This is a genomic window from Streptosporangium sp. G12 (assembly GCF_052983175.1).
Map to the genome: position 1 here is coordinate 149,087 of NZ_JBRIQO010000016.1, position 24,990 is coordinate 174,076.

Genomic DNA, 24,990 nt, shown 5'->3' on the forward strand with positions numbered 1-24,990 from the left:
GAGGATCGCGGGGTCAGCCGCCGGCGGGCTTCAGCTCGGTCAGGGTCAGCACCCCGCCCAGCTCCAGCCAGTTGCGCCACATGGTCGGCGGGGTCTTGGGGGTGCCCGCGGCCGAGGACGGCCAGTTGGTCCAGACCGCGTTGCTGGTCTGCGCCCACAGGCCGTTGTACCAGAGCGGGATCACCGGCAGATCGTCCAGGTGGATCTTCTGGATCTCCGAGGCGACCTGCTTCATGCCCTCGGCGTCGTCGGCCTTCTTGCCGTCGAGCTCCTGGACGAGGTCCCAGACCTTCTTGTTCTCGTAGCGGCCGAAGTTGACGGTGTTCTGCTGCTTGTTGATCGGCAGCCGGAACATGTAGTCGTAGTACATCCAGGGGGTGTTGGACAGCTGCCGCTCGTTGTTGAGCAGCAGGTCGAACTTGCCGGACGTGCGCTGGTCGACCAGCGCGTTGTAGTCGGGGAAGTCGGGGGTGAGGTCGATCCCGGCCGCCTTGGCGCCCTCGGCGATGACCCGGCTCGCCTCCATCCAGTCGGTCCACCCGGCCGGGACGATGAGCTTCAGCGAGGCCTTGGAGCCGTCCTTGTTCTCCACGAACCCGTCGCCGTCGCCGTCCTTGTACCCGGCGTCGGCCAGGAGCTTCTTCGCCTTCTTGGTGTCGAAGGAGAAGCCCTTCTCGCTCACCACGGCCTGGTCGACGTACTTGTCCCACTGCGGCAGCAGGCCGGTCGGGCTCGCCGCCTTGACCAGGTTGCCGTAGACGCCTTCGACGATCTTCTTGGTGTCGATGGAGTTGGCGAGCGCCTTGCGGAAGGCGGGGTCGTTCATCGGCTTCTTCGTGGTGTTGGGCACCAGGAAGGCGGTGTTGGCCGAGAGCATGTAGGGCGGTTCCGGATAGTACGTCTGGACGCCGAAGTTGCCCTTGACGAGGTTGGCCACCCCGGGCAGGAAGTTGTTGCTGAGGTCCAGGCCCTTCTGCAGCAGCAGGCCCATCGCGACCTCGTTGCTGGAGTTGACGATGTCGACGACGTACTTGGGCTTGACGTCCTTGCCCAGCGCGGCGGTGGCCCACCAGCCGTCGCGCTTGACCAGGGCCATCCGGTCCTGGTCGTGGCTGTGGTAGGCGTACGGCCCGGTGCCGACCGGCTTCTCGTTGACGCCGTTCAGCACCTCCTCCTCGGAGAGCCCTTCCCAGATGTGCTTGGGGACGATCGCGTTGCCGTAGACCCAGTTGGCCCACTGCTGGTAGTTGGCCTTGGAGAAGGTGAACCTGACCGTACCCTGATCGACCGCCTCCGCCTTCTCCAGCCAGTCCCACAGGTTGGCGTAGGGGACGGTCTTCATCTTGCCGAGCTCGACCGTGAAGACGACGTCGTCGGCGGTGAAGGGCTTGCCGTCGGCCCAGGTGACCCCCTGCCGGAGCTTGAGCTCGTAGGTCTTGTCGTCCGTCCAGGTGCCGCTCTCGGCCAGCCAGGGGGTGAACTTGTCCGTCTGGGGGTCGTACAGGAACAGGGTCTCGTAGATGAGCCCCTTGGTGCCGACGGCCGAGTCCCAGGTCCGCAGCGGGTTCCAGTTGGCCGGGGGACCCCACTGGGTGCCGCTGGTGTACAGGGTCTCGTTGCGGGGGAACGCGGCGTTCGCGTCACCCGCCCCGCCCGCTCCGGCCGACGGGGCCGCTCCGCCGGAACCCTGCGGCGCCGCGCTCGGAGCGGACGGCGTGGTGGACCCTCCGGTGCACCCCGCCACGGCCATGCAGGCCGCGCAGGCCGCCGCCCCGAGGATCGCGAACCTTCGTCGAATCCGCATCGACAGTCTCCTCTCCAGCATGGGAGCGCTCCCAACCGATTTAAACGCGACCGCATGCGCTTGCTGAACCGGATAAGTAACGCGACCGTAAAGTCAATGTGTCTGCACTGTCAATAGGCGGCTAGACCGGTTCAGCTACAATCACCGCAGGCAGGAGGGGAGCGGTCGGGGAGAGAGGATCATGAGGAGACCGACGATCGCGGACGTCGCCAGGCGGGCCGGGGTCTCGAAGGGCGCCGTCTCGTACGCCCTCAACGGGCAGCCCGGCGTCTCGGAGGGCACCCGCGCCAGGATCCTGGCGATCGCCGAGGAGATCGGCTGGCGTCCCAGCAGCGCGGCCCGCGCCCTGAACGGCGCGCGGGCCCACACCGTCGGCCTGGCCCTGTGCCGCCCGGCCCGCACCCTCGGCATGGACCCCTTCTTCATGGAGCTCGTCAGCGGCATCGAGGGCGAGCTGTCGGCCCGCTCGTACGCGCTCATGCTGCAGGTGGTCGCCGACCACGGTCAGGAGGTCGCGGTCTACCGCCGCTGGTGGGGAGAGGGCCGCGTCGACGGCGCCATCCTGGTCGACCTGCACGTGGACGACCCCCGGATCCCCGCCTTCGAGGCGCTGGGCCTGCCGGCCGTGGTGATCGGCGATCCGGCGGGGGCGGGGTCGCTGGTCCCCGTCTGGTCCGACGTCGGCGGCGCCGTCCGCGAGACGGTGGAGTATCTCGTCGCGCTCGGCCACCGCAGGATCGCCAGGGTCGCCGGGCCGCCGCACCTGGTGCACACCGTGCTGCGCGACCGCGCCTTCGCCGAGGCCTGCGACGGCGTCGCCGAGCAGGTGACCGTGCACACCGACCACACCGGCGAGGAGGGCGCCCGCGCCACCCGGCGCCTGCTCGGCTCCCCCGCCCGGCCCACCGCGATCGTCTACGACAACGACATCATGGCCGTCGCCGGGCTGTCGGCCGCCCAGGACCTGCGCCTGGACGTCCCGCGCGACCTGTCCATCGTCGCCTGGGACGACTCCCCGCTCTCGCGGGTCGTCCGCCCGCCGCTCACCGCGTTGAGCCGCGACATCTCCGCCTACGGCGCCCACGCCGCCCGCAGGCTCCTCTCCCTCGTCGCCGGGGAGGAGGCCGGCCCCTACCAGGACGAGGCCGCCCGCCTCACTCCCAGGGGCAGCACCGCTCCCCCGCCCCCGCCGGCCGGGTCCCTGCGAGGGGCCTGACCGGCAAGGCCCCGTCACGGCCCCGTCACGGCCCCGTCACGGCTTGGTCAGGGTGACGAGCAGCGCGGGGTGGTCGGTGTACCTCATGGAGATGACGTCGGTGCGCTCGAAGCCCATGCTCGCCGCGAAGACGTGCTGCACGTCCCCGTCCCCCTTCCTGAAGAAGGGAGCGGAGTTGCAGTTCTGGACGTTCTGCCCGAACAGCGGCGCGTACCTCATGTTGAAGTCACCGGCCAGGAAGGTCGGCCTGGTGGCGGCGCCCCGGTCGCGCAGCATGGCGATGGCGGCCTTGCACTGCGCCATGGCGACGCTCCCCGTGGTCGACAGGTGGGTGGTGCAACCGGTGAGGTCGGGGAACTCGGCGCACACGTAGACGCGCCTCTCGCTCCCGCCGTCCTGGGTGGCGTAGACGCCGGAGAAGTTCGTCGCCCCGGTGGCGCGGAAGAGCAGCCCGTTGCCGTACTCGTCCCCGTTGACGCAGCGCACCGGCGTGCCGTCGGGCCGCAGCGCCGGGGCGAACGCCCGGTGGCCGTTCCCCATCGAGGGGGCCAACTGGGCCAGGTCGTCGCGGCAGATCTCGTTGAGCGTGACGGCCTGCGGCTGCCTGGCGCCGATGATGTCGCGCGCCTCCTGGATGACGTCGGCCCCGTTGAAACAGGAGGTGTTGACGCCGCTGTGGCAGAGGTTGAGCTGCAGGACGCGGTAACTCTGCGCTGAGGACGCTGAGGACGCTGAGGACGCTGAGGACGCGGCGTGGGGAACGGCGGACGTGGCGTGGGACGCGGTGGGAACGGCGGCGACGGCCGTGGCCAGCAGGACGACGAGGGGAAGGCGAGCGAGAACACGGAGGCTGGACCACGAAAGGCGCATTTATCCTCTTATCTCGGAGATCCCGGACGCATCAATTGATCACGCGGGCAGCCCGGCGGAGAGTGCCCGGCCCCCAGGGCATTCGAAGTTGAACGGAAATAGCGGGATATACAGCCATAATGACGGCTGAAGCTAGATCGTCAACCACGGGATCCGGCAGCCGCCGGCATCGACCCCTGCCGCCGTTGTCCCGCCGGCCACCGGGAAGGCCCGGCCAGGGCGACATGCCGCCGGCGGGCGCCGGCCGGGCGGCGGCTCGGCGCCGACGCGGTCGCGCGAAGCCCCGGGCAAAGCCCTGGAAAGCCCCGCAAAGCCCCGGAAAGCCGAAGGGCCGGTACGGCGGATGCCGTACCGGCCCTTCAGGGTGTCGCGGTAGGACCCTCGGGTCCTACGAGGTGATCAGCGTGATCAGCGGCCGTAGCGGCTGCCGCCACCGCGCGGGGCGGAGCCGCGGCCGTCGGCGCGGAACTCCCCGCCGCGGAAGCCGCCGCCCTGGCGCTCGCCGCGGAACGGCTCGCGCTCGCCCGCGGGACGCTCGGAGCGGTAACCGCCGCCGGCCGGGGCCGGACGGTCGGCGCGGAACGGCTCGCGCCGCTCGCCACCGCGGTAGCCACCGGTGGGACGCTCGGAGCGGAAGCCACCGCCCGCCGGGCGCTCGGAACGGTAACCGCCGCCGGCCGGGCGCTCGGAGCGGTACTGGCCGCCACCGGAGGCGCCGCCGCCGCGGTTGTCGTCACCGAAGGAACGCTCGCGGGGCTGCTGGCCCTCACCGGCGCCGTGGGCGGGACGGTCGGAGCGGAAGCGGCGCGGGCCACGCCCGCCGCCACCGTTGCCGCCGAAGCCGCCGCGGCCCTGACGCTGCTTGGCGGCCGGCGCCGAGGGCTCCCAGACCGGGATCGGCTCGCCGGTGGGCGTACGCGCGCCGGCGACCTCTTCCAGGCGCGGGTGGCCCGGGGTGGCCTTGATGCGGAACGGCTTGATGCCCGCGCGGCGGGTCATCGAGTCGGTGGAGCGGCGCTCGTTGGGGAGCACCAGCGTCATGACGGTGCCCTTCTCCCCGGCGCGGGCGGTACGGCCACCGCGGTGCAGGTAGCTCTTGTGGTCCTGGGGCGGGTCGACGTGCAGCACGAGGCTGATGTTGTCGACGTGGATGCCGCGGGCCGCGACATCCGTGCAGACCAGGACGTTGATCGTGCCTTCCTTGAACTCGGCCAGGATGCGGGTGCGCTGGTTCTGGCGCTTGCCGCCGTGCAGGCCGCCGGCCCGGATGCCGACCTGGGCGAGCTGCTTGCACAGCCGGTCGACCCCGTGCTGGGTGCGCACGAAGATGATGGTCCGGCCCTCGCGGTTGGCGATCTCGGCGGTCACCGGGAACTTGTCGTCGCGGTGCACCTCCAGCACGTGGTGCTCCATGGTGTCGACCGAGGAGGCGGCCGGGGCCATCGAGTGGGTCACCGGGTTGGTGAGGAAGCGGCGGACGAGCTTGTCGACGTCGCCGTCGAGGGTGGCGGAGAACAGCAGGCGCTGGCTGTCGGCCGGGGTCTGCTGCAGGATCGCGCTGACGACCGGGAAGAAGCCGAGGTCGCACATGTGGTCGGCCTCGTCGAGGATCGTCACCTGGACCTCGTCCAGCATGCACTCACCCTGCTGCATGAGGTCGGTCAGGCGGCCGGGGGTGGCCACGACGACCTCGACACCGCGGCGCAGCGCCTCGATCTGGCGGCCCATGGACATGCCGCCGACGACGGTCTTCATCCGCAGCGACAGACCGCGGCCGAGCGGCTCGAGCGCGTCGGTCACCTGCATGGCGAGCTCGCGGGTCGGGACCAGGACGACGGCCAGCGGGTGGCCGGGACGGGCCTTGGCGCCGGCGATGCGGGTCATCATGGGCAGGCCGAAGGCGAGCGTCTTGCCGGAGCCGGTCTGGCCGCGGCCGAGAACGTCGTGACCGGCGAGAATGTCGGGGATCGTGGCCCGCTGGATGGGGAAGGGACTGTCGATGCCCGAACGGGAGAGACCGGTCACCAGCGGCTTCGGCAGGCCGAGGAGAGTGAACTCGGACACGCCTGCGGGGGCCTGGGAGATCTCGGTGATGTCGGTGATTTCGGGCAGAACAGCGTCAAGCATGGTCACGAAGACTCGTGCCTTTCGATAGAAGAACGGGGCACGTCACTTCTGCGAAAGGACGAGCCTGGAACGCACGGCCTGAGGCCGCGCTGGATCAACGCCCACATGGGGGCGGTAGTGCGGTGCAAGTCGAGGCGCACCGCACGGGGCGGGTCTAGCTTACCCGCACGCAGTCAAACCACGATCAAGCATACCCGGCGTTCGCAGTGCCGGGTTCGGTCGGGGCGTCCGGCATCGGCCGGCCGCTTGTCCGTCGGTTGGAGTCAACACTCCAGGCCGGGCTTTTCTTCCCGGCCTCGGAAATCCTCTCACACAATTGGGTACGGCCCGAACCCCGGGGGGTGCGAGCCGTACCGGAAACCACTTCTCAGACGTTGAAACCCAACATCCGGAGCTGCTCGCGCCCCTCGTCGGTGATCTTGTCCGGGCCCCACGGCGGCAGCCACACCCAGTTGATCTTCACGTCGGAGACCATGCCCTCCAGGGCCGAGTGCGCCTGGTCCTCGATGACGTCGGTCAGCGGGCAGGCCGCGCTGGTCAGCGTCATGTCGATGGTGGCGACCGGCAGGGTGACGCCCTCGCCGCCCGCAGCGCCCTCGCCGCCCTGCTCGGCGGCGTCCAGGTGGAGTCCGTAGATCAGGCCCAGGTCGACGACGTTGATGCCGAGCTCGGGGTCCACGACGTCCTTGAGAGCCTCCATGACCTCGTCATGGGTGGTGTCCCCGTCGTACGCCGTGGTGGGGGTCTCTACAGCCTTGCTCATTTGGTGCTCCTCACGACCGCGTCCTTGTAGGCCATCCACGCCAGTAGCGCGCACTTCACCCGAGCGGGGAACTTGGCGACCCCGGCGAAGGCGACGGCGTCGCCCAGCACGTCCTCGTCCGCCTCCACCTTTCCCCTGCCCTGCATGAGCCGGGTGAACTCGTCCACGACGCCGAGGGTGTCGTCGACGGTCGAGCCGGTGGCCAGCTCGTGCAGCACGGAGGCCGCGGCCTGGCTGATGGAACAGCCCTGCCCGTCGTAGGAGACGTCCTCGACCTTGCCGCCGTCGCCCAGCTTCACGCGCATGGTGATCTCGTCACCGCACGTCGGGTTCACGTGGTGGACCTCGGCGTCGTACGGATCGCGGAGCCCCCTCCCCTGCGGGTGCTTGTAGTGCTCCAGGATCAGCTCCTGGTACATGGACTCGGCGATCATAGGGCCGTGCTCACCTTCTCGTTCGCTGCGCCGTACGCTCGCGCGTCGCCGGACGCCGTGCGGCGGGCATCCGCCGCCCGCCGTCCGCCCGCTCGCCGGCTCGACTGCTCGGGCATGGCTAGGCGAACACCTTCCGCACGTGGTGGAGGCCGCGGACCAGGGCGTCGATCTCGGCCGGTGTGTTGTAGAGGTAGAAGGACGCCCGCGTGGTCGCGGGAATCCCGAACCTCAGGTGGAGCGGTCGGGCGCAGTGGTGCCCCACGCGCACGGCCACCCCGAAGTTGTCATCCAGGATCTGCCCGACGTCGTGCGGGTGAATCCCCTCCAGGGTGAACGAGGCCGTGCCGCCCCGGTCTTCGAGGTCCAGCGGGCCGATCACCCGCAGCCCCGGGACCTCCCCCAGAGCGTCGAGCGCATACGCCGTGAGCTCGCGCTCGTGGCGCGTGACGGCGTCCATCCCGATCTCGGACAGGTAGTCGATCGCGGCACCGAGACCGATGGCCTCGACGATGGGCGGGGTGCCCGCCTCGAACTTGTGCGGCGCGGGCGCGTAGGTCGAGTGGTCCATCCAGACCGCCTCGATCATCTCGCCGCCGCCCAGGAACGGGGGCATCGCCTCGAGCAGCTCGCCGCGGCCCCACAGCACGCCGATCCCCGACGGGCCGAGGACCTTGTGGCCGGTGAAGGCGAGGAAGTCGACGTCCAGCGCGGCCACGTCCACCTTCCGGTGGGGCACCGACTGGGAGGCGTCGAGCATCATCAGCGCGCCGACCTCGCGGACCCTGGCGAGCACCGGGGCGACCGGGTTGACCGTGCCCAGCACGTTCGACTGGTGCACGATCGAGACGATCTTCGTGCGCTCGTTGACGAGCTCGCCGAGGTTGGACAGGTCCAGGCGGCCGGAGTCGGTGACGGAGAACCACCGCAGCGTCGCGCCGGTGCGCTGCGCGAGCATCTGCCACGGCACGATGTTGGAGTGGTGCTCCATCTCGGAGATGACGATCTCGTCGCCCGGCCCGAGCCGGAAGCGGGGGTCGGTGCCGATGGGGTTGCCGAAGGCGTACGCCACCAGGTTGAGCGCCTCGGAGGCGTTCTTGGTGAAGACGACCTCGTCGCGGTCGGGCGCGCCGATGAAGGCGGCGACCTTGTCGCGGGCGTCCTCGTACGCCTCGGTGGACTCCGCGCCCAGCACGTGCATGGCACGGCCGACGTTGCTGTAGTGCATCGCCATGTGCTCGCGCATCACCTCGACCACCTGGGTCGGCTTCTGCGAGGAGTTGCCCGAGTCGAGGTAGATGAGCGGCCTGCCGCCGGGAAGCTCGCGGGAGAGGACCGGGAAGTCCTTCCTGATCCTCTCCACGTCAAGGCCGGTGTCCATCAGGCCGACGCCTTCGTGTAGGCCTCGTAGCCCTCCGCCTCGAGCTTCTCGGCGAGCTCGGGGCCGCCCTGCTCCACGATCCGCCCGGCGGAGAAGACGTGGACGAAGTCCGGCTTCACGTAGCGCAGGATGCGGGTGTAGTGGGTGATGAGCAGCACGCCGGTCTCGCCGGAGCGGAAGCGGTTGATGCCCTCGGAGACCACGCGCAGCGCGTCGACGTCGAGGCCGGAGTCGGTCTCGTCGAGGACGGCGATCTTCGGCTTGAGGAGCTCCAGCTGGAGGATCTCGTGGCGCTTCTTCTCGCCGCCGGAGAAGCCCTCGTTGACGTTGCGCTGGGCGAAGGTCGCGTCGATGGACAGCGCGTCCATGCCGGACTTGAGGTCCTTGGCGAACTCGCGGAGCTTGGGGGCCTCGCCGCGGATGGAGGTGACGGCGGTGCGCAGGAAGTTGGAGACGCTGACGCCGGGGACCTCGACCGGGTACTGCATGGCGAGGAACAGGCCGGCGCGGGCGCGCTCGTCGACCGTGAGCTCCAGCAGGTCGACCCCGTCGAGCAGGACCTGGCCACTGGTGATCGTGTACTTGGGGTGGCCGGCGATCGCGTACGCGAGCGTGGACTTGCCCGAGCCGTTGGGGCCCATGATGGCGTGGGTCTCGCCGGCCCGCACGGTCAGGTTGACGCCGCGCAGGATCTCCTTGTCGGCGACGGTGACGTGCAGGTCGCGGATCTCCAGGGTGGAACCCGAGGGAACTCGGCTCGTGTCAGACACTTTATGACTCCTTCGAGAGCGAGACGAGGACGTCATCGCCATCGATCTTTACTCGGTATACGGGGACGGGCTTGTTGGCGGGCGGCCCGGTGGGCTTGCCCGAGCGCAGGTCGAAGCACGAGCCGTGCAGCCAGCACTCCAGGGTGCCGTCGTAGACCTCTCCCTCGCTGAGCTTCACCTCGGCGTGGGAGCAGACGTCGTGCAGCGCGAAGACCTCCTCGCCCCGGCGGACCAGGGCGACGGGGGTGTCGCCGACCTCAAGGCCGATCACTCCCTCGTCGGGGATGTCGGCGAGCTTGCAGACCTTCTCGAACGTCACTTCTCAAGCTCCGCCTCGACCCGGGCGAGCACCCGCTCGCGAAGCTCGGGAACCTCGATCTTCTCCAGCAGCTGCGCGAAGAAGCCCCTGATGACGAGACGGCGTGCGTCCTCGAAGGGGATCCCGCGGGCCTGGAGGTAGAAGATGTGCTCGTCGTCGAGACGGCCCGAGGCGCTGGCGTGACCCGCCCCGGCGACCTCGCCGGTGAGGATCTCCAGGTTGGGCACCGAGTCGGCGCGGGCGCCGTCGGTGAGCAACAGGTTGCGGTTGAGCTCGTAGGTGTCGGTGCCCTCGGCCTCGACGCGGATGATGACGTCGCCGATCCAGACCGCGTGGGCGTCCTGGCCCTGCAGCGCGCCGCGGTAGTCGACGTTGCTGCGGCAGCCGGGCTTGGAGTGGTCGACGAGCAGGCGGTGCTCCAGGTGCTGGCCGGCGTCGACGAAGTAGAGGCCGTTCAGCTCGGCGTCGCCGCCGGGGCCCTCGTAGGAGACCGACGGGGACAGCCTGACCAGGTCGCCGCCGAGGGTGACCACGAAGCCGCGGAAGGTCGCGTCCTTGGCCAGCAGGGCGTGGTGGTGGGAGACGTGCACGGCGTCGTCGGCCCAGTCCTGCAGGCTGACGACCTTGAGCGTGGCGCCCTCGCCCACGACGAACTCGACGTTGTCGGCGTAGACGGCGCTGCCCTGGTGGTCGAGGACGACCACGGCCTCGGCCATCGGCTCCAGCCGCACGACCGTGTGGCCGTACGCGGCGCCCTGCCCGGACCCGGTGAGGGTGATCACCGTCGGCTTGGAGGCGACGGCCTCGCGCGGGACGGTGAGCACGGTGGCCTTCTCGAAGGAGGCGTAGGCCTGGGCGCTGACGCGGTCGGCGGGCACGTAGGCCCTGCCGACCCGCTGGTCGTCGCGGCCGACGGTCTCCACGGTGACCTCGGGGGCGGCGTCGACGTGCACGACGACGTTCGCGGAGGCCGCGACGCCCTCGTGCAGGCCCTTGAGCCGGGAGAGCGGGGTGAAGCGCCACTCCTCCTCCCGGCCGGTCGGTACCGCGAAGTCGGCCACGTCGTACGAGGCCTTCTCGTGGAGGGTCGACAGGGGTTTTCCGGTGTCGAGACCCATCAGCCGACGGCCCCTTCCATCTGCAGCTCGATCAGGCGGTTCAACTCCAGGGCGTACTCCATCGGGAGCTCGCGGGCGATCGGCTCGACGAAGCCCCGGACGATCATCGCCATCGCCTCGTCCTCGCCCATGCCGCGGCTCATCAGGTAGAAGAGCTGGTCGTCGGAGACCTTGGAGACGGTGGCCTCGTGCCCCATGGAGACGTCGTCCTCGCGCACGTCCACGTAGGGGTAGGTGTCGGAGCGGCTGATCTGGTCGACGAGGAGCGCGTCGCACTTGACGGTGCTGGCGCTGCCGTGCGCCCCCTCCTCGATCTGGACCAGGCCGCGGTAGGAGGTGCGGCCGCCGCCACGGGCGACGGACTTGGAGATCACCGAGGAGCTGGTGTTCGGCGCGAGGTGCACCATCTTGGCCCCGGCGTCCTGGTGCTGGCCCTCACCGGCGAAGGCGACGCTGAGGGTCTCGCCCTTGGCGTGCTCGCCCATGAGGTAGACGGCCGGGTACTTCATGGTGACCTTGGAACCGATGTTGCCGTCGACCCACTCCATGGTCGCGCCCTCGTACGCCACGGCGCGCTTGGTGACCAGGTTGTAGACGTTGTTCGACCAGTTCTGGATGGTCGTGTAGCGGCAGCGCGCGTTCTTCTTCACGATGATCTCCACGACCGCGCTGTGCAGCGAGTCGGAGGAGTAGATCGGCGCGGTGCAGCCCTCGACGTAGTGGACGTAGGAGCCCTCGTCGACGACGATCAGGGTCCGCTCGAACTGGCCCATGTTCTCGGTGTTGATCCGGAAGTAGGCCTGGAGCGGGATCTCCACGTTGACGTTCGGCGGCACGTAGATGAAGCTGCCGCCGCTCCAGGTGGCCGTGTTCAGCGCGGCGAACTTGTTGTCGCCGACGGGGATCACGGTCCCGAAGTACTCCTTGAAGATCTCCTCGTGCTCCCTGAGGGCGGTGTCGGTGTCGACGAAGATGACACCCTTCTCCTCGAGGTCCTCACGGATCTTGTGGTAGACCACCTCGGACTCGTACTGGGCGGCGACGCCGGCGACCAGGCGCTGCTTCTCCGCCTCGGGGATGCCGAGCTTGTCGTAGGTGTTCTTGATGTCGTCGGGCAGGTCCTCCCAGGAGGCGGCCTGCTTCTCCGTCGAGCGCACGAAGTACTTGATGTTGTCGAAGTCGATCCCGCTGAGGTCGGAACCCCAGTTGGGCATGGGCTTCTTACCGAAAAGGCGCAGCCCCTTCAGACGAAGGTCCAGCATCCACTCCGGCTCGCTCTTCAGCGCGGAGATGTTGCGGACGACCTCTTCGGACAGGCCACGCCGGGCCGTCGCTCCCGCGGCGTCCGAGTCGGCCCAGCCGAACTTGTAATTCCCGAGGCCTTCCAGCTCCGGGCGGTCGGTGACAGTCACCTTCCGGTCTCCTTGCTCGATGTGTCGATCGTTTCGTGGACTGCCGGCGGTGGCGCCGGATCAGGTATCGATAGGCCCGTCGCGGGCTCTTTCGCGCCCGGCCCGGGGGTTCTGCGGGGACTCACGTGCGTGGTGCACACGCCGTCGCCGTGGGCGATGGTCGCGAGCCGCTGCACGGGGGTGCCGAGGATGCGCCCGAACGCCTCCGTCTCGGCCTCGCACAGCTGCGGGAACTCCGCGGCCACGTGCGCCACCGGGCAGTGGTGCTGGCACAGCTGCTCGCCGCCGAGGCTGGCCTTGCTCGCCGAGGCGGCGTAACCGTCGGCCGACAGCGCCTCGGCCAGCACGCGGACCCGCTGGTCGGCGGGGACCTCGCTCATCCTCGGCCGCAGGCGGTCGACCAGGCCGGCCACCTGTGACCTGGCGAACTCCGCCACGGCCTCCTCGCCCACGCGCTCGGCCAGGAAACGCAGCGCGCTCCCGGCGAGGCCGTCGTAGGCGTGCTCGAAGGCGCTGCGGCCCGCGTCGGTTATCGCGAACAGCTTGGCCGGTCGCCCGCGCCCGCGCTGGCCCCGCGGCCTGGCGGTGCGGGCCTCGGCCATTCCCTCGGCCAGCAGGGCGTCGAGGTGCCTGCGCACGGCGGCGGGAGTGAGGCCGAGCCGCTCGCCGAGGGCGGCGGCGGTGATGGGTCCGTGCTCCAGGATGAGCCGGGCGACACGCGCTCGCGTGCTGCGCTCGGCGGACACGCCGGAGGGCCGCGCGGCGGCGGATCCCTCGGTGCCCTGCATCCCGGTCACGTATTTCACAACATCAGTGTGCCGTAATTGCTTCCCCAGTTACAAACCCGATGTACGGCCGACCGAATGTGGTTCGTCACGCAGGTAAGCCTTACCTAAGCTGGGGAAACGCTCCGTGAGGCTCCCCGCAGCCCGACGAAGGCGGCGAGCGCGGCGAGGGTGAACCCGGCCAGGACGACGGCCATCGGCAGGGCCGATCCCTCGCCGCCCAGACCCACCAGCGGGGCGGCGAGCGCGCCGAGCGCGAACTGCAGCACGCCCGTCAGCGCGGCCGCGCTCCCGGCGATCTGCTGGGGCTGGCCGGCCAGGGCGAGCGCGCCGCTGCCCGGCAGGACGAAACCCGCCCCGCACATCATCACGAACAGCGCGGCGACCAGCACCGGCAGGGGCAGGTGGAACAGGGCCGCGACGAGCACCCCCGCGGCCCCGGCCACGCTCATGAGCAGCCCGGCGACGATCAGCCTGGCCGGGTCCAGCCGCCCGGCGAGGCGTCCGCCGATCTGCGCGGTGACGGTCAGGCCGAGCGCGTTCAGCCCGAACACCAGGGAGAAGGTCTGCGCCGAGGTGTCGTAGACGTCCTGGAGCACGAAGGGCGATCCGGAGATGTAGGCGAACATGGCCGCGAAGCCCAGCCCACCGGCCAGGGTGGCGGCCATGAAGGAGCGGTCGCGGAGCAGGTGCCAGAAGGTGACGAGGGTGTGCCGGAGCCCGCCGCTCTCGCGCCGGTCGGCGGGCAGCGTCTCGCGCACCCCGGACAGCGCGGCGGCCAGCAGCAGGAGCCCCGCGACGCTCAGCGCGACGAACACGCCCCGCCAGGAGGTGTGGTCGAGCAGCTGCGCGCCCGCGATCGGGGCCAGGATCGGCGCGAGGCCGGTCACGAGCATGAGGGTGGCGAAGATCCGGGCGATGGCCGCCCCCTCGTACAGGTCGCGGACGACCGCGCGGACGATCACCAGCGCGGCGCCGCCCGCGATGCCCTGCAACAGGCGGAACCCCACCAGCCCGTACACCGACGGGGAGAAGGCGCACAGCAGGGAGGCGGCGGCGTAGGCGGCGATGCCGATCAGCAGCGGGCCGCGCCGGCCGCGCGTGTCGCTGATCGGGCCCGCGACGACCTGCCCGATGGAGAACCCGATGAGGCAGGCGGTGAGGGTGAGCTGCACCTGCGCCTGCCCGGTGCCCAGGTCGGCGGCGATGGAGGGGAAGGCGGGCAGGTACATGTCGATCGAGAGAGGACCCACCGCCGACAGCGCGCCCAGGATGAGCAGTAGCAGTGTCCTGCGCCGTGCGATCGGCGCCACCTCCGGCTCGACGACGGCCGCGGTCATACCCGTGTCCCCTTTTGGTTGCAGGCCACGCCCGCCGGTCACGGGCGACGATGGGCCCACAGGGGCCGAAGCGTCCCAACCAACAGCCGGTCATCCGAATTCCTGTATTTCGGAAATTTCCTCAGAAAAACCTTTAAGCGCCAGTAGGGCGGGTCCGGTTCCGGCCGGGAAACGAGGCCGCGGCGGCCCCGGACGCGTGGTCCGGAAGCGTGACCGGCGAGCGCAGTCCCTAAACTCGTGGCCATGGACTCCCCAGCCGTCGAGATCGTCGACCTGGTCAAGAGATACGGCGGGACGACCGCGATCGACGGACTGACCTTCAACGCCGCCCGAGGCGCGGTCACCGCGGTGCTGGGCCCCAACGGGGCCGGCAAGACCTCCACCCTGGAGATCTGCGAGGGATTCCGCCGGTCCGACGGCGGCACCGTGAGGGTGCTCGGGCTCGACCCGTCACGACCGGAACTGCGGGCCAGGGTCGGGGTGATGCTCCAGGCGGGCGGCGTTCCCCCCGCGTCCCGCTGCGGGCAGTGGCTGCGGCTGATGGCCCGCTTCCACGCCCACCCGCTCGACCCGGCGGCACTGCTGGAGCGGCTGGGGCTGAGCGAGCACGCCCGCACCCCGTACCGCAGGCTCTCCGGCGGCCAGCAGCAGCGCGTGTCGCTGGCGGGGGCGGTCATCGGCCGTCCCGAGCTGGTCTTCCTCGACGAGCCGACCGCGGGTCTGGACCCGCAGGCCAGGCACGCCTGCTGGGAGCTGGTGCGGGACCTGCGCGCGAGCGGGGTCTCGGTGGTGCTCACCACCCACCACATGGACGAGGCGGAGAAGCTCTCCGACCAGATCGTGATCATCGACCGCGGCAGGGTGGTCGCCGAGGGCACGCCCTCCTCCCTCACCGGCGCCGAGCGGCAGCTGCGCTTCCGCGCCCGACCCGGTCTCTCCCTGGACGAGCTGCTCGCCGCCCTGCCCGCCGGCAGCGCGGCCAAGGAGTCGCCGGCGGGGCACTACATCATCGAGGGGCAGGTCGCGCCCGGCCTCCTGGCCACCGTGACGACCTGGTGCGCCGCCGAGGGGGTGACCGCCGACGACCTCAGCATCGAGCGGCGCACCCTGGAGGACGTCTTCCTGGAGCTGACCGGGCGTGAACTCCGGTGACGCCCTCGAGACCCCCGGCTCCGGCGACACTCCCGGAACCCCCTGCCGCGGCGACGCTCCCGGAGCCCCCCGCTCAGGCGGCACCCTCGAAACCCCTTCGCCACCTCCCCGCGCGCGTCCGGGTACGGTCCCGGCCGGAGCGCGGGCCAGACCGCAGGAGAGCCCCATGACGACCCTGGACCTCACGCCGGCTCCCGGAGCCGCGCCGCTGGGCCGGATGGTGGCGGCCCAGACGGGCGCGGAGATACGGGCGATGCTCCGCAACGGCGAGCAGCTGCTGCTCACGATGATCATCCCGGTGCTGCTGCTCGTCGGCCTCTCCTCCGCCCCGATCATCGACGTGGGCGGCGGTTCCCGGATCGACTTCATGACTCCCGGGGTGCTCGCGCTGGCCGTGATGTCCACCGCCTTCACCGGGCAGGCCATCGCGACGGGCTTCGAGCGCCGGTACGGCGTGCTGAAGCGGCTGGGCGCGACCCCGCTGTCGCGGACCGGGCTGATGCTGTCCAAGACGCTCGCGGTGATCGCCGTGGAGGTCGTCCAGGTGGCGGTCATCTGCGGGGTGGCGCTCGCCCTGGGCTGGCGCCCCACGGGCTCGCCGCTCGCGGCGCTGCTGCTGGTCGTGCTGGGCACCGCCGCGTTCAGCGGGCTCGGCCTGCTGATGGCGGGAACGCTGCGCGCCGAGGCCACGCTCGCCGCGGCGAACCTCGTCTACCTGCTCCTGCTCGCCTGCGGCGGGGTCGCCTTCCCGCTGGCGAAATTCCCCGAGGCGGTACGGCCGGTGCTGGAACTGCTGCCGATCTCGGCGCTGACCGGCGGGCTCCGCGCGGTCCTGAGCGACGGCGCGGGACTCCCGCTCGCCGCCGCGGCGATCCTCGCGGCGTGGGCGGCGGTGTCGCTCTTCCTGACCTCCCGGACGTTCCGCTGGGAGTGACCCGGCCGGACCCGCGCGCCGGAACTGTTTGATCGGAAATATCCCCACGTTCCACGTAAAAGATCTACGAGGATGATCGTCAAGATCTACCATCCTCCAAGTGATCATTACCGGAACGCGGTCTTCATCCCGTCCGGCGACACGATATACGGGGCAGATCTGGCCGAGTTCGGTCATGGGGATCGTCGCCGCGCTTGTCGCCGTCGCAGGCTCGTCCACGGTCTCCCAGTCGTCGGACGAGCTCGCCACCCTCAGCGCGGCCCGCCGCGGCGCCGGAGGACTCTGGGAGCTGGCCCAGCACATCGACGGGCACTTCCTGCCCTACTACGGCCTCATGCACCTGTGGCTGGAGTTCGGGCAGGCCGAGTGGTGGATGCGCCTGCCCTCGGCGCTCGCGACGGGCGCGGCCACCGCGCTCATCGCCGACCTGGGACGCCGGCTGAGCTCGCAGCCCGCCGGACTGGCCGCCGCCGCCGTCTACGTCTTCCTGCCCTCGGTCTCCTACCACGGACAGAACATCCGCTCCTACGCGTTCGCCGCCGCCGCCGCGGTCCTGGCCACCTGGACGCTGTACCGGGCGATCGAGGAGCCCGGGCGGCGCGGCGGCTGGTGGAGGTACGCGGCCGCCGTCGCGCTGCTGGGCTGCACGCAGGTGTTCGCGCTGCTCGTGATGTCCGCGCACCTGCTCGCGATCGCGCTGTACGGGCGGGGCGTCCTGCCCAGGGTGCTGGCCTGCGTGGCCCTGGGGTGTGTTCCGGGGGCCGTCTGGGCGGCGGTCGGCTTCGCCGAGCGGCACGCGATCAGCTGGATCACCATGCCGGGACCCGACGTGTTCCTGGCACTGCCCAAGATGGCCGGGGGCACCGTCCTGGCGGGGTGCGCGGTGCTGGCCGTCGCGGCGGCGGCCCCTCTCCTGCGCCGGCGACACGGCACCGACCGGCTCTGGATCGTCCTGCTGGGCGCCTGGGCGCTCCTGCCGCCCCTGCTGCTGTTCGCCCTGTCCCACCTGGTCTCGCCGGTCTACGTCGACCGCTACCTGTTCGCGACGGTGCCCGCGTACGCGCTGCTGGCCGGGCTCGCGCTCAGCGCGCTGCCCCGCCTGCCCGCCGGGCTCGCGCTGGCGGGCGTGCTGGCCGCCGGGTTCCCCGGCCAGCTGGACTTCCGCAGGGAGGACGGGCACCACGAGAACTTCCCCCGGGCGGCACGGATCCTCGCCGGCGAGTCCCGGCCGGGCGACGCCCTCGTCTACGGGCGCTCCTCGCTGCGTGAGGGCCTCCGCTACTACGACGGGACGCGGCACGGGGGGAAGGGGCTGCCCGACGACGTGCTGCTCGCCGGGCCCGGCCCCCTGCCGGACTCCTTCGGCTACCCGGAGCGCTCCGACGTGGCCGCCGCCGTGGCCGGGCGCGAGCGGGTCTGGGTGGTCTGGCGCGGCGGATCGGAGGCGGCCTCGCGCGTCGGCCGGGTCACCGCCCTGGTCAAGGAGGGATTCGTCCGGATCAAGGCATGGCGGACGGGCCGCGTACCCGGTATGACCGTGGCGCTCTACACTCGCGACCCGGCACCCGCCACCGGATAGACCGGCGAGGCCGTCACCCCCGCCGAGAACGCCGAGAACGCCGAGGCCCCCGAGGGCGCTGAGGGCGCTGAGGGCGCTGAGAGCGCTGAGGCGGCACCTTCGCGGGGGAGGCACTTCTCGCCGGGCGTCTCGCATCGCGGACGCCGCTGAAAATGAGAGTCACGAAAAGTAAGGTGTCATAAATCGCTTTGCACCTGGCATGAGGAGAGCCGTGACCGCCGAAGCCCTGCAGGGGCCCGCCGAGCCGTACAAGCAGAGCCTGCTCAAGCCCGGAGCACTGCTGAAGGCGGCCTCCGACGCCGTCCCGCCGTCCGGGCTGGTGATACTGGCCATCCTGTCGGTGCAGGTGGGCGCGGGTTTCGCCAAGGATCTGTTCTCCCAGCTGCCGCCGAGCGCCGTGGTGTTCCTGCGGATCGCGACAGGAGCGCTGATCATGGGCGCGATCGCCCGCCCCCGGTTGCGCGGGCTGTCCAGGGCGGACGTCGGGGCGGGGGTGGCGTTCGGCGTGACGCTGGGCGTGATGAACCTGTCGTTCTACGAGGCGCTGGCCCGGCTGCCCATGGGCATCGCGGTGGCGATCGAGTTCCTCGGCCCGCTCGGCGTCGCGGTGGCGGCCTCGCGCCGCCGCCTCGACCTGCTCTGGGTCGCGCTCGCCGGGTCGGGCGTGGTGCTGCTGGCCCCGTGGGGCACGACGGTGTCCAGGATCAGCTGGGCCGGGATCGCCTTCGCCCTGGTGGCGGCGGCCTGCTGGGCCGGTTACATCCTGCTGTCCGCCTCGGTCGGCCGGCGTTTTCCCGGGAGCACCGGCCTCTCCCTGGCGATGATCGTCTCCTGTGTGCTGGTCGCCCCCGTCGGGATCACCTCGGGCGGCACCGACCTGCTCCAGCCCGAGCTCCTGCTGATCGGGCTCGGGGTGGGCCTGCTGTCGTCGGTCATCCCCTACTCGATCGAGCTGGAGGCCCTGCGCAGGATGCCCAAGCGGGTCTTCGGCATCCTGATGAGCCTGGAGCCCGCGATGGCGGCGCTGGTCGGGCTGCTGGTGCTGGGCGAGGTGCTCCAGGTACGGGAGTGGGCCGCCATCGGCTGCGTGGTCATCGCCAGCGTGGGCGCCACCCGCGGCAGCGGCTGACCCCGTCCCCGCCTGGGCGCCACCCGCGGCGCCCGCCGATCGGGTTCCCGCCGCGGGGCGCCACCCGCGGCACCCCGGACCGTCCCGCCGTCCCGGCCCGGCGCTCGCGGGGCACCGCCGGCCCGCCCTCCGAGCCGCCGCGTCCCGGCCGGTCGCCCTCGGCCGCCGGGCCGCCGCTACTCGGGCCGGCTGGCCCAGATGCCGCGGACGTGCCGGATGTGGGCGCGCATCAGCCGTTCGGCACCGCTCGCGTCCCCTTCGGAGAGCAGCGCGAGCAGGGTGAGGTGCTCGCGGGCGGAGTCGGCGAGGGTGCCCCTCCGGTGCAGGGACGACAGGCCGTACAGGCGGGCCCTGTTGCGCAGGTCGCGAACCACCTCCACGAGGTGGGAGTTGCCCGCCAGGGCGAGCAGGTCCAGGTGGAAGCGGATGTCGGCGTCGACGTACGCGAGCAGGTCGCCGCGCTCGGCGGCGTCGACGATCGCCTGGGCCAGCGGGCGCAGCGTCTCGAAGCTCGGCGCGCGCCCGGCGTCGGCCAGTTGCGCCACCGTTGGCACCTCGATGAGCCTGCGGATCTCGGTCAGCTCGTCCAGGTCCCGGTCGGACAGCTCGGTGACCCGGAAGCCCTTGTTGCGCACCGCCTCGACCAGGCCCTCCTTGGCCAGGTCGAGCATGGCCTCGCGCACCGGGGTCGCCGAGACCCCGAACTGGGCGGCGAGGACCGGGGCCGAGTAGACCATGCCGGGCCTCATCTCACCGGTGATGAGGGCCGCCCTGAGCGCGTGGGCCACCTGCTCACGCAGGCTCTGCCGCTCGCTCACGGCCGGCAGGTCGAGCCGGCCGTCCGCCCTAGGAGCCATACCGGAGCCTCTCGTGTCGCTCGCGTCCGCGCCTGATCGGCGGAACCCGCCACCTCCACATCCTCCCAGGCTGTGCGTGCGTCCCCGAACACCCGGGGGCCGATCCGGAGAGCAGGACGCCGGTGGCGGGTCCGCCGGTCATCCCCCCTCGCTCCCCCGGACCCCGCCGAGGTAGGCCTCGACCACCCGGGCGTCCCGGCGGAGCTCGGCGGCGGGCCCGTCGAGGACGCACTCGCCGTTCTCGATCACGTAGCCGCGGTGCGCGATCCCCAGGGCGGCCACGGCGTTCTGCTCGACGAGCAGGACCGAGGTGCCCTGGGCGTTGATCCCCGCGATGAGCTCCATGACCGAGGCGACCACCAGGGGCGCCAGGCCCATGGACGGCTCGTCGAGCAGCAGCAGCCGGGGCCCGGTGACCAGCGCCCTGCCGATGGCGAGCATCTGCTGCTCGCCGCCCGACAGCGTGCCGCCCTGCTGGGCGCGCCGTTCCGCCAGGCGGGGCAGCAGCTCGTAGACGCGCTCGATCCGCGTGCGGATCTCCGCCTGGTCGCGGACCAGGTAGCCGCCCAGCTGGAGGTTCTCGTGCACGCTGAGCGTGCTGAAGATCCTGCGGCCCTCCGGGACGTGCACCAGGCCGCGCGCGGTGATCCGGTGCGGCTTCTCCCTGGTGATCACTTTCCCGTCGAAGACCACCTTGCCGCCGGAGGGCCGCAGCAGCCCCGAGACCGCCGACAGCGTGGTGGTCTTGCCCGCGCCGTTGTTGCCGAGCAGGGCGACGATCTCCCCCTCGGCGACGCCGAGCGACAGGCCGCGCAGGGCGTGTACGCCGCCGTAGTGGACGTCCAGCCCGTCGATCTCAAGCATTGGCGTCTCCCCCGGCCGCGCCGTCCTTCCCCGCGGTCTCTTTCCCCGCGGCTGCTCCCCCGGCGCCGTCGTCTTCCCCGGCACCGTCCTTCCCCGCCGTCGCGGCCCGGTCGGCCCCGTCGGTCCCGTCGGCTTCGTCCCTCGTGACGGTGGGGTCGCCGCCGAGGTAGGCCTCGATGACGGCCGGGTCGCGCCGGACGTCCTCGGGACGGCCGTCGGCGATCTCCCTGCCGAAGTTGAGCACGACCACACGCTCGGAGACCTCCATGACCAGGCCCATGTCGTGCTCGATGAGCACGATGGCCACCCCCAGCGCCTGGATGCGCCGGATCAGGTCGAGCATCTCGGCCTTCTCGCCGTGGTTGAGCCCGGCCGCGGGCTCGTCCAGCAGCAGCAGATCGGGGCGGCGGGCCAGGGCACGGGCGATCTCCGTACGGCGCTGCTCACCGTAGGGAAGGTTGCGCGCCTGCCCGTACCGGTCGCCGCGCAGGCCGACGAAGTCCAGCCAGTGATGGGCCTGCTCGGTGCACTCGCGCTCGGAGCGCCGGTAGCGCGGGGTGTGCAGCAGGGCGTCCAGGACGCTCTGGCGCAGCCACAGGTGCGATCCGGCGCGCACGTTGTCCAGGACCGACAGCTCGCCGAACAGGCGCAGGTTCTGGAAGGTCCGCGCGACCCCCAGGCCCGCGATGGCCGAGGGCCGCATCCCCGGCAGGTCCCTGCCGCGCAGGGTGATCCGGCCGGAGGTCGGCCGGTAGAAGCCGGTGACGCAGTTGAAGGCCGACGTCTTGCCCGCCCCGTTGGGCCCGATCACCGAGACGATCTCCGCCTCGTCCACCGAGAACGACAGGCCGTCGATGGCCACCAGCCCGCCGAAGGTCAGGCGCAGGTCGGCCACGCTCAGCAGGCTCACGGGACCTCCTTGGAACGAGCCGGCCAGATCCCCTGCGGTCGCAGGAGCATGAAGACGATGAGCAGCACGCCGAACAGGAAGAACCGGTAGTCGGCGAGGTCGCGCAGGATCTCCGGCAGGATGCTGATCACGACGGCGCCGACGACGACGCCGGGCACCGAGCCCATGCCGCCGAGGACCACGGCCATGAGCACCAGCGCCGACGACAGGAAGGTGAAGCTGCCCGGCGAGATGGCCGACAGCTGCGCGGCGAACAGCACCCCGGCCAGGCCGCCCCAGACCGCCCCGGCGATGTAGGCGGCGAGCTTGACCCGGTAGGTGTGCACGCCCATCGCCTCGGCGGCGTCCTCGTCCTCCCGGACGAAGCGCCAGGCCCGGCCCAGGCGGGAGCGGCCCAGCCGCGCCGCGCCGAGGACGGCCAGCGAGACGACGGCCACGGTGACGTAGTAGAAGGCCGCCGGGTGCTCGACCAGGTGCGGGATGCCGTAGATGCCGGAGGGGCCGCCGGTGACGTCCAGGTTGTTGGCGGTGATCCGGATGATCTCCCCGAAGCCGAGGGTCACGATGGCGAGGTAGTCGCTGCGCAGCCGCAGGGTGGGGGCGCCGATGACGATCCCGGCGACGACCGTGACCACGAGCACGGCGGGCACCGTGGCGAGCAGCGGCAGGTCGAAGCGGGTGGCCAGCACCCCGCTGGTGTAGGCGCCGACCGCGAAGAAGGCGACGTAGCCCAGGTCGAGCAGGCCGCAGTAGCCGACCACGATGTTCAGCCCGGCGGCGAGCATCACGGCGATGGCCGCGCTGGTCATGACCGACAGCGCGTACGGCGTGGCGTTGACGAAGGGGGCCAGCAGCGCGATCAGCAGCCCGGCGATCCCGGCCCAGCGGTTCTGCAGCAGCTTCGACGCCCGGGTGGGGGGCCTGTCGGTGCCCAGGCGGCGGACCTTGGTGCCGGTGCCGGTGCCGGCGGGCCCGGTCGGCCCGGCGGGCTCGGTGGTCTCGTTCATACGCGCTCCGTGACGCGCTCGCCGAGCAGGCCGGTGGGCCGCACCGTCAGGAACAGGATCAGCACCCCGAAGGCGAACACGTCGCGCCACTCACCGCCCAGCCAGAACGTGCCGAACGACTCCAGCAGCCCGAGCAGCAGGCCGCCGAGCATCGTGCCGGGGATGTTGCCGATGCCGCCGATGACGGCCGCCGTGAAGGCCTTGAGCCCGATCAGGAAGCCCATCATGAAGTCGATCTTCCCGTAGTAGGCCCCGGCCATCACGCCCGCGGCCCCCGCCAGCGCCGAGCCGATGAAGAAGGTCCGGGAGATCACCGCGTTGACGTCGATGCCCATCAGCGCGCTGGTGCGCGGGTCAAGCGCGATGGCCCGCATGGCCCGGCCCTCACGGGTGCGGGTGACCAGCAGGTTGAGCCCGGTCATGAGGAGCACCGCCACGCCGACCAGGACGACCTGCTGCACGGTGAGCCGGGCCCCGAGGATCTCCAGCGAGGTGCCGCCCAGCCGCACCGGGTAGACGCGCGGATCGGCCCCGGCCACCGCGCGCATGCCGTACTCCAGGGCGAAGGAGGCCCCGACCGCGGTGATCAGCAGGGACAGCCGCGGGGCGCGGCGGAGCGGCCGGTAGGCGATCCGCTCCAGCGCCACCCCGGCCAGGCCGGTGACGACCATGGTCGCCAGGAGCACCGCGAGCAGCAGCGGCAGGGCCATCGCGGAGGACACGCCGCCGACCGCGCCGAGGATGGCGAAACCGGCGAACGCCCCCAGCATGTACAGGTCGCCGTGGGCGAAGTTGAGCAGCTTGATGATCCCGTAGACCATGCTGTAGCCCAGGGCCACCAGGGCGTAGAACGAGCCGACGAACAGCCCGTTCCAGACGAGCTGCGTCACTGGAGGGCGTCCTGCAGGGCGAACTTGTCGCCCTTGACGACAAGGATCTGGAAGCCGCCGTTGGCCAGGGTGTGCTCGGGGGTGAACTTCAGCGGCCCGGAGAACATCGAGAAGCCGTCGATCGCCTCGAGCGCCGCGATGACCTTGTCTCCGTCGGTGGCGCCCGCCTTGGTGACCGCCTCGGCGGCGAGCCGCACCGCGTCGTAGGCCTGGTTGGAGTACGGGCCCGGCTCGGAGGAGTACTTCTTCTTGTACGCCTCGATCCAGCCCTCGGCGCCCTCGAGGGTGTCGGGGGTCTGGGTCATCGTCGCGTAGAGGCCCTCGGCGGCCTCGTCTCCGGCGATCTCGATCAGCTTGGGGGAGACCGAGCCGTCGCCGACCATGATGGAGCCCTTGTATCCGGCCTGCCGTAGCTGGCGCGCGATCAGGCCGCCCTCCTGGAAGTAACCGGTCCAGTAGACGAAGTCGGGCTTCTTGGCCAGCACGTTGGTGATGTTGGCGCTGTAGTCGCTCTCCTTCGGGGTGACCGCCTCGGTGATCGCGGCCTCGGCTCCGTCCGGGGCCTCCAGGAGGGCCTGGGTGCGCAGCGCGATGTCCTTGGAGTAGCTGGTGTTGTCGTGCATCAGCGCGACGCTCTTGGCCCCCTGCTTGGCGATCCACTTCTCGGCGGCCGCGGCCTGCTGGGAGCCCGTGCCGTTGATCAGGAAGACGTGCTTGAGCTTCTGGTCGACCAGTTCCTGGGAGTTGGCGGCCGGTATGATCATCGGGATTCCGGCCTTGCCGAAGATCGGCAGGGTGGGTAGCGTCGCCCCGGAGCAGTAGCCGCCCACGGAGACGTCGACCCCCTCGGTGACCAGCTTGTTGGCGCCCGCCGCCGCGGACTGGGCGTCGCAGGCGTCGTCGGCGGTCCTCAGCTCCAGTTTGCGGCCGAGCACACCGCCCTTGGCGTTGATCTCGTCGATCGCGAGCTGCGCCGCGTTGCTCATGTAGGGACCTATGGCGGCCTCGCTGCCCGACTGCGGGATCAGCATGCCGAGGACGATCGGCTCGTCCTTCGCGGCGGCCGTCTGGCCCCCGCCGCCGTCACCGAGCAGTCCCTGGCCACATCCGGTGACCATGAGACCGAGAACGGCCAGCGAGGTGAAGCACTTCAGGGGGATGGCACGCATGTGCGGCTCCTCACGTCCGATGATGTGTGATATTGCACGCGCAACGCCGGTGCACGTCAAGGGCCGAAACAAGACCGTTAGCGTTAAGACGCCGTTTCCCCATGTGCCGCGGCCCGCCGGGGATCACCCCCGGGGAGGGCGGCGTGTTCGCAGCTCGGAGAGG

23 protein-coding genes are annotated in these 24,990 nt (G+C 71.1%); 5 read left to right on the forward strand and 18 right to left on the reverse strand.

Annotation, left to right across the window (positions count from 1 at the left end):
- Window positions 1–13: 13 nt before the first annotated feature.
- Window positions 14–1,804, reverse strand: coding sequence for an ABC transporter substrate-binding protein (locus tag ACVCAG_RS24565; RefSeq protein ID WP_440084974.1), 1,791 nt, complete (start codon window positions 1,802–1,804; stop codon window positions 14–16).
- Window positions 1,805–1,985: 181 nt separating this feature from the next.
- Between ACVCAG_RS24565 and ACVCAG_RS24570 the strand changes: the two genes are divergently transcribed.
- Complete coding sequence (locus ACVCAG_RS24570) at window positions 1,986–3,020, forward strand: substrate-binding domain-containing protein (protein ID WP_440084975.1); 1,035 nt, start codon at window positions 1,986–1,988, stop codon at window positions 3,018–3,020.
- 36 nt (window positions 3,021–3,056) lie between these two features.
- Here the strand turns inward: ACVCAG_RS24570 and ACVCAG_RS24575 are convergent, their stop codons facing one another.
- From ACVCAG_RS24575 to ACVCAG_RS24625, 11 genes are all read right to left on the reverse strand, one after another.
- Window positions 3,057–3,890, reverse strand: coding sequence for a hypothetical protein (locus ACVCAG_RS24575; RefSeq protein ID WP_440084976.1), 834 nt, complete (start codon window positions 3,888–3,890; stop codon window positions 3,057–3,059).
- A gap of 408 nt (window positions 3,891–4,298) precedes the next feature.
- Window positions 4,299–6,017 carry a DEAD/DEAH box helicase gene (locus tag ACVCAG_RS24580; protein ID WP_440084977.1) on the reverse strand — a complete coding sequence of 573 codons (1,719 nt, stop codon included), beginning with the start codon at window positions 6,015–6,017 and terminating at the stop codon, window positions 4,299–4,301.
- A gap of 367 nt (window positions 6,018–6,384) precedes the next feature.
- Window positions 6,385–6,780, reverse strand: a complete 396-nt coding sequence (locus tag ACVCAG_RS24585) for a metal-sulfur cluster assembly factor (RefSeq protein ID WP_362836589.1) — start codon at window positions 6,778–6,780, stop codon at window positions 6,385–6,387.
- Window positions 6,777–7,214: a Fe-S cluster assembly sulfur transfer protein SufU gene (sufU, locus tag ACVCAG_RS24590; RefSeq protein WP_362685821.1), complete on the reverse strand. Its 438-nt coding sequence runs from the start codon at window positions 7,212–7,214 to the stop codon at window positions 6,777–6,779. The genes ACVCAG_RS24585 and sufU overlap by 4 nt, the downstream gene beginning before the upstream one ends.
- 118 nt (window positions 7,215–7,332) lie before the next feature.
- Complete coding sequence (locus ACVCAG_RS24595) at window positions 7,333–8,592, reverse strand: cysteine desulfurase (RefSeq protein ID WP_447190346.1); 1,260 nt, start codon at window positions 8,590–8,592, stop codon at window positions 7,333–7,335.
- A complete protein-coding gene (gene sufC, locus ACVCAG_RS24600) occupies window positions 8,592–9,362 on the reverse strand; it encodes a Fe-S cluster assembly ATPase SufC (RefSeq protein WP_440084979.1) in 771 nt (256 codons plus the stop codon). The genes ACVCAG_RS24595 and sufC overlap by 1 nt, the downstream gene beginning before the upstream one ends.
- Before the next feature lies 1 nt (window position 9,363).
- Window positions 9,364–9,681, reverse strand: coding sequence for a Rieske (2Fe-2S) protein (locus ACVCAG_RS24605; RefSeq protein ID WP_362685816.1), 318 nt, complete (start codon window positions 9,679–9,681; stop codon window positions 9,364–9,366).
- A complete protein-coding gene (gene sufD, locus ACVCAG_RS24610; RefSeq protein ID WP_440084980.1) occupies window positions 9,678–10,799 on the reverse strand; it encodes a Fe-S cluster assembly protein SufD in 1,122 nt (373 codons plus the stop codon). Before sufD ends, ACVCAG_RS24605 begins: the two co-directional genes overlap by 4 nt.
- A complete protein-coding gene (sufB, locus tag ACVCAG_RS24615; protein WP_362836595.1) occupies window positions 10,799–12,211 on the reverse strand; it encodes a Fe-S cluster assembly protein SufB in 1,413 nt (470 codons plus the stop codon). The genes sufD and sufB overlap by 1 nt, the downstream gene beginning before the upstream one ends.
- A complete protein-coding gene (locus ACVCAG_RS24620; protein ID WP_440085039.1) occupies window positions 12,208–12,999 on the reverse strand; it encodes a winged helix-turn-helix transcriptional regulator in 792 nt (263 codons plus the stop codon). Before ACVCAG_RS24620 ends, sufB begins: the two co-directional genes overlap by 4 nt.
- Before the next feature lie 104 nt (window positions 13,000–13,103).
- Window positions 13,104–14,336: a Bcr/CflA family efflux MFS transporter gene (locus ACVCAG_RS24625; protein ID WP_440084981.1), complete on the reverse strand. Its 1,233-nt coding sequence runs from the start codon at window positions 14,334–14,336 to the stop codon at window positions 13,104–13,106.
- 243 nt (window positions 14,337–14,579) lie between these two features.
- Between ACVCAG_RS24625 and ACVCAG_RS24630 the strand changes: the two genes are divergently transcribed.
- The 4 genes from ACVCAG_RS24630 to ACVCAG_RS24645 all read left to right on the forward strand — a co-directional run bounded on the left by ACVCAG_RS24630 (window position 14,580) and on the right by ACVCAG_RS24645 (window position 19,130).
- The gene (locus ACVCAG_RS24630) at window positions 14,580–15,488 is read left to right on the forward strand and encodes an ABC transporter ATP-binding protein (protein WP_447190347.1); all 909 of its coding nucleotides are present in this window, start codon (window positions 14,580–14,582) and stop codon (window positions 15,486–15,488) included.
- A 166-nt stretch (window positions 15,489–15,654) separates the two neighbouring features.
- On the forward strand, window positions 15,655–16,422 hold the full coding sequence (locus tag ACVCAG_RS24635; RefSeq protein ID WP_440084983.1) for an ABC transporter permease: 768 nt from the start codon (window positions 15,655–15,657) through the stop codon (window positions 16,420–16,422).
- A 175-nt stretch (window positions 16,423–16,597) separates the two neighbouring features.
- On the forward strand, window positions 16,598–18,001 hold the full coding sequence (locus ACVCAG_RS24640) for a glycosyltransferase family 39 protein (protein ID WP_440084984.1): 1,404 nt from the start codon (window positions 16,598–16,600) through the stop codon (window positions 17,999–18,001).
- 211 nt (window positions 18,002–18,212) lie between these two features.
- Window positions 18,213–19,130: an EamA family transporter gene (locus ACVCAG_RS24645; RefSeq protein ID WP_440084985.1), complete on the forward strand. Its 918-nt coding sequence runs from the start codon at window positions 18,213–18,215 to the stop codon at window positions 19,128–19,130.
- 176 nt (window positions 19,131–19,306) lie between these two features.
- Here ACVCAG_RS24645 and ACVCAG_RS24650 read toward each other — a convergent pair whose 3' ends face one another.
- The 6 genes from ACVCAG_RS24650 to ACVCAG_RS24675 form a co-directional block, all read right to left on the reverse strand.
- Entirely contained in the window at window positions 19,307–19,987 is a 681-nt protein-coding gene (locus ACVCAG_RS24650; protein ID WP_362685797.1) for a GntR family transcriptional regulator, read from the reverse strand.
- A 138-nt stretch (window positions 19,988–20,125) separates the two neighbouring features.
- A complete protein-coding gene (locus ACVCAG_RS24655; RefSeq protein WP_440084986.1) occupies window positions 20,126–20,851 on the reverse strand; it encodes an ATP-binding cassette domain-containing protein in 726 nt (241 codons plus the stop codon).
- Window positions 20,844–21,761 (reverse strand): ABC transporter ATP-binding protein, encoded by a 918-nt coding sequence (locus ACVCAG_RS24660; RefSeq protein ID WP_447190348.1) that lies wholly within the window; start codon window positions 21,759–21,761, stop codon window positions 20,844–20,846. The genes ACVCAG_RS24655 and ACVCAG_RS24660 overlap by 8 nt, the downstream gene beginning before the upstream one ends.
- The gene (locus ACVCAG_RS24665) at window positions 21,758–22,768 is read right to left on the reverse strand and encodes an ABC transporter permease subunit (protein WP_440084988.1); all 1,011 of its coding nucleotides are present in this window, start codon (window positions 22,766–22,768) and stop codon (window positions 21,758–21,760) included. Before ACVCAG_RS24665 ends, ACVCAG_RS24660 begins: the two co-directional genes overlap by 4 nt.
- Entirely contained in the window at window positions 22,765–23,658 is an 894-nt protein-coding gene (locus ACVCAG_RS24670; RefSeq protein WP_440084989.1) for an ABC transporter permease subunit, read from the reverse strand. The genes ACVCAG_RS24665 and ACVCAG_RS24670 overlap by 4 nt, the downstream gene beginning before the upstream one ends.
- Window positions 23,655–24,827 (reverse strand): ABC transporter substrate-binding protein, encoded by a 1,173-nt coding sequence (locus ACVCAG_RS24675; RefSeq protein ID WP_440084990.1) that lies wholly within the window; start codon window positions 24,825–24,827, stop codon window positions 23,655–23,657. The genes ACVCAG_RS24670 and ACVCAG_RS24675 overlap by 4 nt, the downstream gene beginning before the upstream one ends.
- Window positions 24,828–24,990: the final 163 nt, after the last annotated feature.

Coding starts and splice junctions, on each gene's coding strand:
- ACVCAG_RS24565 (WP_440084974.1), bottom strand. CDS start 1,804: ATGCGGATTCGACGAAGGTTCGCGATCCTCGGGGCGGCGGCCTGCGCG.
- ACVCAG_RS24570 (WP_440084975.1), top strand. CDS start 1,986: ATGAGGAGACCGACGATCGCGGACGTCGCCAGGCGGGCCGGGGTCTCG.
- ACVCAG_RS24575 (WP_440084976.1), bottom strand. CDS start 3,890: ATGCGCCTTTCGTGGTCCAGCCTCCGTGTTCTCGCTCGCCTTCCCCTC.
- ACVCAG_RS24580 (WP_440084977.1), bottom strand. CDS start 6,017: ATGCTTGACGCTGTTCTGCCCGAAATCACCGACATCACCGAGATCTCC.
- ACVCAG_RS24585 (WP_362836589.1), bottom strand. CDS start 6,780: ATGAGCAAGGCTGTAGAGACCCCCACCACGGCGTACGACGGGGACACC.
- sufU (WP_362685821.1), bottom strand. CDS start 7,214: ATGATCGCCGAGTCCATGTACCAGGAGCTGATCCTGGAGCACTACAAG.
- ACVCAG_RS24595 (WP_447190346.1), bottom strand. CDS start 8,592: ATGGACACCGGCCTTGACGTGGAGAGGATCAGGAAGGACTTCCCGGTC.
- sufD (WP_440084980.1), bottom strand. CDS start 10,799: ATGGGTCTCGACACCGGAAAACCCCTGTCGACCCTCCACGAGAAGGCC.
- ACVCAG_RS24620 (WP_440085039.1), bottom strand. CDS start 12,999: ATGCAGGGCACCGAGGGATCCGCCGCCGCGCGGCCCTCCGGCGTGTCC.
- ACVCAG_RS24625 (WP_440084981.1), bottom strand. CDS start 14,336: ATGACCGCGGCCGTCGTCGAGCCGGAGGTGGCGCCGATCGCACGGCGC.
- ACVCAG_RS24630 (WP_447190347.1), top strand. CDS start 14,580: ATGGACTCCCCAGCCGTCGAGATCGTCGACCTGGTCAAGAGATACGGC.
- ACVCAG_RS24635 (WP_440084983.1), top strand. CDS start 15,655: ATGACGACCCTGGACCTCACGCCGGCTCCCGGAGCCGCGCCGCTGGGC.
- ACVCAG_RS24640 (WP_440084984.1), top strand. CDS start 16,598: ATGGGGATCGTCGCCGCGCTTGTCGCCGTCGCAGGCTCGTCCACGGTC.
- ACVCAG_RS24650 (WP_362685797.1), bottom strand. CDS start 19,987: ATGGCTCCTAGGGCGGACGGCCGGCTCGACCTGCCGGCCGTGAGCGAG.
- ACVCAG_RS24655 (WP_440084986.1), bottom strand. CDS start 20,851: ATGCTTGAGATCGACGGGCTGGACGTCCACTACGGCGGCGTACACGCC.
- ACVCAG_RS24665 (WP_440084988.1), bottom strand. CDS start 22,768: ATGAACGAGACCACCGAGCCCGCCGGGCCGACCGGGCCCGCCGGCACC.
- ACVCAG_RS24675 (WP_440084990.1), bottom strand. CDS start 24,827: ATGCGTGCCATCCCCCTGAAGTGCTTCACCTCGCTGGCCGTTCTCGGT.